This is a genomic window from Nocardia sp. GTS18 (assembly GCF_013839555.1).
Taxonomy (GTDB): domain Bacteria; phylum Actinomycetota; class Actinomycetes; order Mycobacteriales; family Mycobacteriaceae; genus Nocardia; species Nocardia rosealba.
On sequence record NZ_JACBIU010000061.1, the window covers coordinates 1 to 7,955 of the forward strand.

Below are 7,955 nucleotides of genomic sequence, written 5' to 3' on the forward strand. Positions count from 1 at the left end.
GGCCAGTGCCCCGCCCGCGGACGTGGCACTGGCCGAACTGATCGCGTTCGCCGAACATCCGGTGCGCGCGTTCCTGTGGCAGCGCCTCGGCCTGCGGGTCCCCGAGGAATCCGAGGACATCGCCGACCAGTTGCCCATCGAACTCGACGGCCTGGCCAAGTGGGATCTGGGGGAGCGGATGCTCACCGCCCGTCTCACCGGCGCCGACCCGGCGGGATTGCGTGCGGCCGAATGGCGGCGAGGGACGTTGCCGCCATTCGGTTTCGGCACCCGGGTGCTCGACGAGGTGGAGGGCACCGTCGACACCATCGTGCGCACCGCCCTGCCCGACTACGAGGCGAACCCGCGCGCCGTCGACATCGCCGTCGACCTCGGCAACGGCCGGACCCTGGCGGGTACCGTCCCCGAAGTTCGTGGCGAAACCCTCGTCCGCACCACGTACTCCCGTCTGGCCCCCAAACACCGTCTCGCGGCGTGGGTTTCGCTGCTCGCATTGGCCGCCACCGAGGACCGCTCGTGGCGGGCGATCAGCACCGGGCGCGGTCAGTTCCGCAGTCGCCCGGTCGCCCGGTCGATCATCACCGCACCGGAACCCCCCGCGGCCCTTGCGATCCTGCGCGACCTGGTCCGCCTGCGCGACGAGGGCCTGTGCGAACCCCTGCCCGTCGCCCCCACCGCCACCGCCGCCTACGCCGAGCGCCGTTTCCGGGGCGACAGCGTCGCCGATGCCCTGCTCGCCGCCGAACACGCCTTCGACGGCGGCCCCAACGGCCCGGACAAATTCGGTGATCACACCGATCGCTACCTGCGCTACATCTGGGGTCGCGCACCACGTTTCGAGCAGCTGATCGCCGAACCCGCCCGCCCCGGCGAGCCGGAGACCACCCGCTTCGGTGCCATCGCCCGCCGCTGGTGGGGCCCGTTGCTCGCCGCCGAAAGTCAGGGGCAACCATGAAGACATCGCTGCCCGTGGGGGCGCTGTGGGCGACCGAGGCGGGCTGGGCGCGAGCCGGTTGGTACGAGGGGCCGAAGCGGTGACCGGGATGATGTCGGCGCCGCCGACCGAGGCATTCGATGCGGTGGGTCCGCTGCCGCAGGGCACCACCGTGCTCGAGGCGAGCGCGGGGACCGGCAAAACCCATGCGATCGTCGGGCTGGCCGTGCGGTATGTGGCCGAGCAGGGGATCTCGATCACCGAACTGCTGCTGGTGACATTCAGTCGTGCCGCCACCCAGGAACTGCGCGAACGCACCAGGGACCGCTTTGTCACCGTTGCCACCGCACTCGCCGAACCCGCTGCGGCACAGGCACACCCGGACGAACTGGTGCGGGCCCTCGCCGCAGCCGACCCGGCGACGGTACAGCTGCGCCGCCGCCGGCTGCTCACCGCTCTCGCCGATTTCGACGCGGGCACCATCGCCACCACACACTCGTTCTGCCAGCGCATGCTCGACGAACTCGGCTTGGCGGGCGAACACGACCCCGGCGCCCGGCTGGTCGAATCGGTCGACGACCTCGTCGCAACCGTCACCGACGACCTGTACCTGGCCCGCTACGCCCGCGACCGCGCCCCCTTCACCCTGCGTGACGCGCATATCCTCGCCCTGGCCGCCGTCCACGACCGGCACGCCGAACTCGCGCCACGTACCGAGGGCGCCGCCGGCGAACGGGTGGCGTTCGCGACCGCTGTGCGCGCCGAAACCGACCGCCGCAAACGCCGTGCGGGACTGCGTGACTTCGACGACCTGCTCGTGCTGCTGCACGACGTGCTCGCCGACCCGGTGCACGGTCCCGCGGCCTGTGCCCGTATCCGCGAGCGCTACCGGGTGGCGCTCGTCGACGAATTCCAGGACACCGACCCGCTGCAGTGGGACATCCTGCGCCGCGCCTTCCACGAACACGCCACCATGGTGCTGGTCGGCGACCCGAAACAGGCCATCTACGCCTTCCGTGGCGCGGAGGTACTCAGCTATCTCGACGCGGTGGCGCACGCGCGACAGCGCAGCGAACTCACCCGCAACTGGCGCAGCGATGCCGGACTGCTGCGCGCGATCGATCACCTCTGTGGCGGCGCGGAACTTGGTCATCCGGAGATCAGCGTGTACCCGGTCGCCGCGACCCGCGCCGACACCCGGTTGCACGGCGACCCGGAGGTCGTCACCCCGTTGCGGCTGCGGGTACTGCCGCGCACCGGTGCCGGGCCGCGGAACAAGTCGGGGTTCCCGTCGGTCGGCAGGCAGCGCGCGAAGGTGGCCGAGGATCTCGCCGCCGACATCGTCACGCTGCTCGAATCCGGTACCAGTATCGAGGCCAAACCCGAACGCGGCGCGGACTATTCGCTCACCGAGGTCGGCGACGGCCGGGTGCGCAGACCGATCGGTCCCGGCGACATCGCGGTGCTGGTGCGCACCCGCACTCAGATCGACGTGGTGCGCGCCGCCCTGGACCGGGTCGGTGTGGCCTCCGTACTCGCCGGTGGCACAAGTGTTTTCGCGACACCGGCCGCCACCGACTGGCTGTGGGTTCTGCGCGCACTCGAGCAACCTCATCGCGGTGACCGCGTGCGGTTGGCGGCCTGCACACCGATCCTCGGCGTCACGCTCGCCGAGATCGATGCCGGTGGTGCCGATCTCGTCGGGCGGATCTCCACACAGCTGCGTGAGGCGGCCCGCCTGTTCGCCCGCGCCGGATTCGCCGCCGTGTTCGACAAACTCGCGACCGAAACCGAACTCGCGCCCAGGCTGCTCGCCGTCGACAACGGCGAGCGTGAACTCACCGACCTGCGTCACCTGGCCGGTCTCCTCGACGAAGTCGCCCACACCGAAGGGCTCGGTCTGACCGCCCTCACCCGCTGGCTGGCCGACCGGGTCCGCGACCCGGAGGCGGGTTCGGTGAGCGGGCGCAGCCGCCGTCTCGACCGCGACGCCGCCGCCGTCCAGATCGCCACGGTGCACGCGAGCAAGGGACTCGAATTCCCCATCGTGTACCTGCCTTTCGCGTGGGACAGTGCCAAGAACCCTTACCCGGCGACCTTGCTGTTCCACGACGACAACGGCACCCGGGTGCTCGACATCGGCGGCAAGGACGCCCCCGGTTACGGCGAACGCCAATTGCGCTGCGAGGCCGAGGAATCCGGCGAGGAGCTGCGGCTGCTGTATGTGGCGGCGACCCGGGCGATGTGTCAGGTGGTCACCTGGTGGGCGCCCGCCGTCACCACGGGTGCCGCGCCACTGCACCGGATGATCCTCGGCCGTCGTCCCGGTGCGTCGCAGGTACCAAGGCGTGCCGAGATTCCCGCCGACGCGGCTGCCCTGCAACGCCTTTCGGAATGGGCCGCCCCGGCCGCCGACGTGATCACGGTGACGGCGGTCGACCGCCCCGAGAACGTGGCGCCGCGCCGGGTACGCACCGAACTACCCACCGGTGAGCTGGCAGCCGCCGAATTCGACCGGCCCCTCGACCAGCTGTGGCGGCGCACCTCCTACTCGGCCCTCACCGCGGGCGCGCACGACCTGGCCTCGGTCAACGACAGCGAACCCGAGGACGGGCCGGGTCCCGACGACGAACCGGACACCCCGCCGCTCGACGTGCCGACGGTGGTCGCGGCGGCGCCGTCGCTGATGAACGCCCTGCCCTACGGTGCCGAATTCGGCACCCTCGTGCACAGCGTGCTCGAAACGGTCGACACCTCCGTCACCGACCTCGCGGCCGAGGTGCGCGCGCGGTGTGCCGAAGCGGTCGAGCACACCATGGCCGAACTCGATGTCGACCTGCTGTCGGAGGCACTGTTCCAAGTCCTGTGCACACCGGCCGATTTCGGCTCACTGGCCCGCATCCCGACCAGGGACCGGCTCAACGAGCTCGAGTTCGAACTACCCCTCGGCGGCGGTGACGACCCGCGCGGCCGGGCCGCCACCCTGCGTGACATCGCCGCCCTGCTGCGCACCCACCTTCCACCGGACGACGACCTGTCAGGCTATGCCGATCACCTCGCAGCCTTGCCCGAGACGGTGCTGCGCGGTTACCTCACCGGCAGCGTCGACGCCGTGCTGCGGGTCCCCGGCGACGGGGACTTCCAGTACGTGATCGTCGACTACAAAACCAACCGGCTCGGCACCGGCGACCTCACTGTCGAGCACTACCGTCGCGAACACATGCTCGCGGAAATGATCCGCTCCCACTACCCGTTGCAGGCGTTGCTGTATGCCGTCGCGCTGCACCGCTATCTGCGCTGGCGCCTCCCGAACTACGACCCGACCCGCCACCTCGGCGGCGCCCGCTACCTGTTCGTCCGAGGCATGATCGGCGCCGACACCCCACCCGGCCACGGCGTCTTCGACTGGTACCCACCCGCCGAACTCGTTGTGGCACTGTCGGATCTGCTCGCCGGGGAGGGTCCTCGATGACGGGCGCAGCTGTTTCCGCCGGGTGCGTCCGGTCGACCGACGCCCAAGGATCCGCACCGACGGATCCGGACGCGCATCGGGGAGTGCATCCGCACCTTCGACCCGACACGGTCGTGCGGCCGGCCCTCGGCATGCGGGGACATTCCAGGACAGCGATGTCGGCGGAGGACCGCACCCGCGACGAAGACCAGCGTCCCGCCTATGGGCGGCGGATCGGTGGGAGGGCGAGAAGGTGACATCGATTCAGGTGGCGCAGCGGGGGACCGGTCTGCTGCGGGTCTTCAACGAGGCAGGTGTGCTGTCGGCTGCCGACGTGCATGTGGCTGTGCGGTTGGGGCGGCTCGGGCGTGAGGACAGTGAGGACGTGTTGTTCGCGGCGGCGCTCGCCGTTCGTGCGGTGCGGTCGGGATCGGTGTGTCTCGAGCTTGCGCGGATGCGTGAGATCGGTGTCGACGCCGACGAAAGTCGTGACGGCGTATCCGGAATCGACCCCGCGACACTGCCGTGGCCGGAGACGGAGCGGGTGCTCGCGGCGCTGCGGGCCAGTCCACTCGTGCAGGGTGGTCAGGCCGGACCGTTGCGTCCGCTGCGGGTGGTCGAGGCCGATGCCGACGGTGGGGCGCTGCTCTACCTCGACCGCTACTACCAGCAGGAGCAGACGCTGCGCCGGGCACTTGTCGCACGCAGCGCCGACCACCCCGTCGTCGACACCGCCCTCGTGCGTGCCGAACTCGACCGCCTGTTCGCCGACCCCCTCGGCGAAGGCCCCGACCGGCAACGCCTCGCCGCAGCCCTGGCCGCTACTCACTGGACCACCGTCGTCGCGGGTGGTCCCGGCACCGGCAAAACCCACACGATTGCCCGAATCCTGGCCCTGCTGACGGCCCACCGCAGGGCGACCCCCAAACTGCCCGCCCTGCGCATCGCCCTGGCCGCCCCCACCGGCAAAGCAGCGGCCCGCCTGCAGGAAGCCGTGCGCGACCAGGCCGCCGAACTCGGCCTCCCCGAGCTCACCGCGTCCACCCTGCACCGCCTGCTCGGCTGGCAACGGGGCCGCACCACCCGTTTCCGTCACCACGCCCACAACCGTCTGCCCTACGACGTGGTTGTCGTCGACGAAACCTCGATGGTCTCGCTCACGATGATGAGCCACCTGTTCTCGGCCCTGCGCCCTGACACCCGCCTCGTCCTCGTCGGCGACCCCGACCAGCTCGCCTCCGTCGACGCGGGCGCCGTCCTGGCCGACCTCGTCGCCGGACCGGTCGTCGGCGTCCCGAACCCGGCCCTGCGCGAACTCCTGATATCCGGCACCGGGTCAGCATCCGCTGCGGCTCGTGCGGGGGAAGAGACCGCCTCCGGCGATGACGCCGCCGTTGTGACCGATGCGGCGGCCGGAACCTCTGCCGCTGATGGCGACGGATTGCCCGCGAATTCGCCTGCGCAGGACGTCGATTCGCTCAGTGCGCTGGAGATGCGGCGTCTGCAGGGCGGCATCGTGCGACTGACCCGTGGGCGGCGCTTCGGTGGGCGGATCGCGGATCTGGCTGTCGCCGTGCGTGCGGGCGACGCCGATGCGGCATTGGCGATTCTGCGCGCCGGGGGAGGCGACGTATCACTGTGTGGCCCCGACGATATCCGTGCGGTGCGCGCCGACGTGACCACCGCCGCGCTCGCAGTCACGGAGGCTGCGGAAGCCGGTGACGCGGTCGGTGCGCTCGGCGCGCTGGAATCACATCGTCTGCTCTGCGCGCATCGGCAGGGCCCGTTCGGTGTCGAGCGGTGGGACCGGATGGCGGCCGAATGGGCGGCTGCCGGTGGCGCGGGACCCGAAGGGCCACAAGCGGTGTGGTATCCGGGTCAACCGCTGCTCGTCACCGCCAACGACCACGAGGCGCGCATCTACAACGGCGACACCGGTGTCATCATCCGCCGACCCGACGGTTCCCTGCGGGCCGCCCTGCAACGCGGCAGTGAGCCCTACCTCGTGCATCCCACCCAATTCCCCTCGGTCGTCACGGTTTTCGCGATGACCATCCACCGCAGCCAGGGCAGCCAGTACGACACCGTCTCGGTGGTCCTGCCCGAACCCGAATCCACGCTCCTCACCCGGGAACTCCTCTACACCGCGATCACCCGCGCCCGCACCCACGTGCGCATCATCGGGACCGAGGACGCCATCCGCGCTGCCATCGCCCGCCGCGTCCTGCGCGCCAGCGGTCTCACCCGTACCACCCTCGCCACCTGACGTCGGATCGAGATCACCACGCTCCGGTGGCGGGGTTGCGGGCTGAAGCCCCGCCACCAGAGCGTGGTGATCGAGCGCCCAGGTCAGCGGGCGGAGCTGCGGGAGAGGTTCCAGGCCCACCAGGGGTCGTCGTCGAGGCCTCTGCGGATGTTCGGCTCGATCTCGGCCCGGAGCGGGTCGGGGAGCCCGCGCAGAGCCGGGAGGATATCGGGGGACAGGGTCGTGAGGTAGGCGGTGTCGAGCCGCCCGTTCTGTTCCCACCGGGCGATATTCCGTTCGGCGACAAGGTATTCCGGGTTGATCGCCGCGAGGGCGACGAGCGTGGCCAAGGCGGTGCCGACGGCGGCGCGCGGCACCCAGCTCCACCGCAGCCGTCCGATCGCGACCAGCATCAGCACGTACAGCAACCCGACCCACAGCTCGCACATCGACACCAGCAGACGCAGCACCGTGAACCCGTAGGCCTGCTGATAGGTCCACATGCGGCCGAGCGCGGAAACGACGATGATCAGCGTCAGCAGGCTCACCACACCGAGCAGCACCCGCACCCACAGCCGGTCGGCGGCGGTGTCCTTGGCCGAGAAGTGCAGGACGGTGGCGATCACCGCCAGGGCGAGGATGCTCACCGCCGACAGCTGCCAGAACCCGCTCCGCGCGTACTCGGCGTAGGTGAGCCCGGCGGTGCGCTGCACGTAGTCGTCGCCGCCGAACAGGGCGACGAACTGGCCACCCAGGAACACCCCGAACAACACCGCGAGCACCGCCACCGGCAACGCCCACTCACTGCGCGTCCACAACCGCCTCGGCCGGACGGTCTCGCCGGCGGCGGGCAGCGGTCCGGCCAGCAGATACAGCGCACCCAACGCGCCCATGCCCAGCACGGCGAACAGCACCAGCCACTCCCAGGCGGCAGCGGAGTCCACCTCGGGCACCAACCCGCTCAACAGCGTCGCGAACGTCGCGTCGGCCCCACCGAGCAGCGGCACGAACACCACGAGCAGCACTGCCGTCGCGGCCACCGAAACCCCGTACCGCCGCACCCGCGACAACTCGGTCGTCCCGGCCTGCCGCACCCCCGAGAACGCCCACGGCACAGCGACGAACGACTCGACCGGCACCGCGATCATGTCGAACCACACACCCCGCGTACTCCGCCGCCCCAACACCGCGAACGACCCCGCCACACAGGCCCCGATCACACACCACGCGAACAACCACCCCGCCGCCCGAACAGCCCGAGCCGACACGCATCGACACGGACGGGAAACCGGCATGAGAGGTCAGCGCCTCGAGGCATCACCGGA

Annotated in this window: 3 protein-coding genes and 1 pseudogene; 3 read left to right on the forward strand and 1 reads right to left on the reverse strand. The window is 70.7% G+C overall.

What is annotated here, in order from left to right; all coding sequences use genetic code 11:
- The 3 genes and pseudogenes from HYG95_RS24325 to recD form a co-directional block, all read left to right on the forward strand.
- Positions 1-955 (forward strand): annotated as a pseudogene (locus tag HYG95_RS24325) (exodeoxyribonuclease V subunit gamma); the annotation flags it as partial.
- An 88-nt stretch (positions 956-1,043) separates the two neighbouring features.
- Entirely contained in the window at positions 1,044-4,406 is a 3,363-nt protein-coding gene (locus HYG95_RS24330) for a UvrD-helicase domain-containing protein (protein ID WP_181701410.1), read from the forward strand.
- A gap of 232 nt (positions 4,407-4,638) precedes the next feature.
- Positions 4,639-6,651, forward strand: a complete 2,013-nt coding sequence (gene recD, locus HYG95_RS24335; RefSeq protein ID WP_181701404.1) for an exodeoxyribonuclease V subunit alpha — start codon at positions 4,639-4,641, stop codon at positions 6,649-6,651.
- Between the two features lie 83 nt (positions 6,652-6,734).
- On the opposite strand, the gene HYG95_RS24340 is transcribed toward recD, so the two are convergent.
- Positions 6,735-7,925 (reverse strand): DUF4173 domain-containing protein, encoded by a 1,191-nt coding sequence (locus HYG95_RS24340; protein ID WP_181701407.1) that lies wholly within the window; start codon positions 7,923-7,925, stop codon positions 6,735-6,737.
- Between the last annotated feature and the right edge of the window lie 30 nt (positions 7,926-7,955).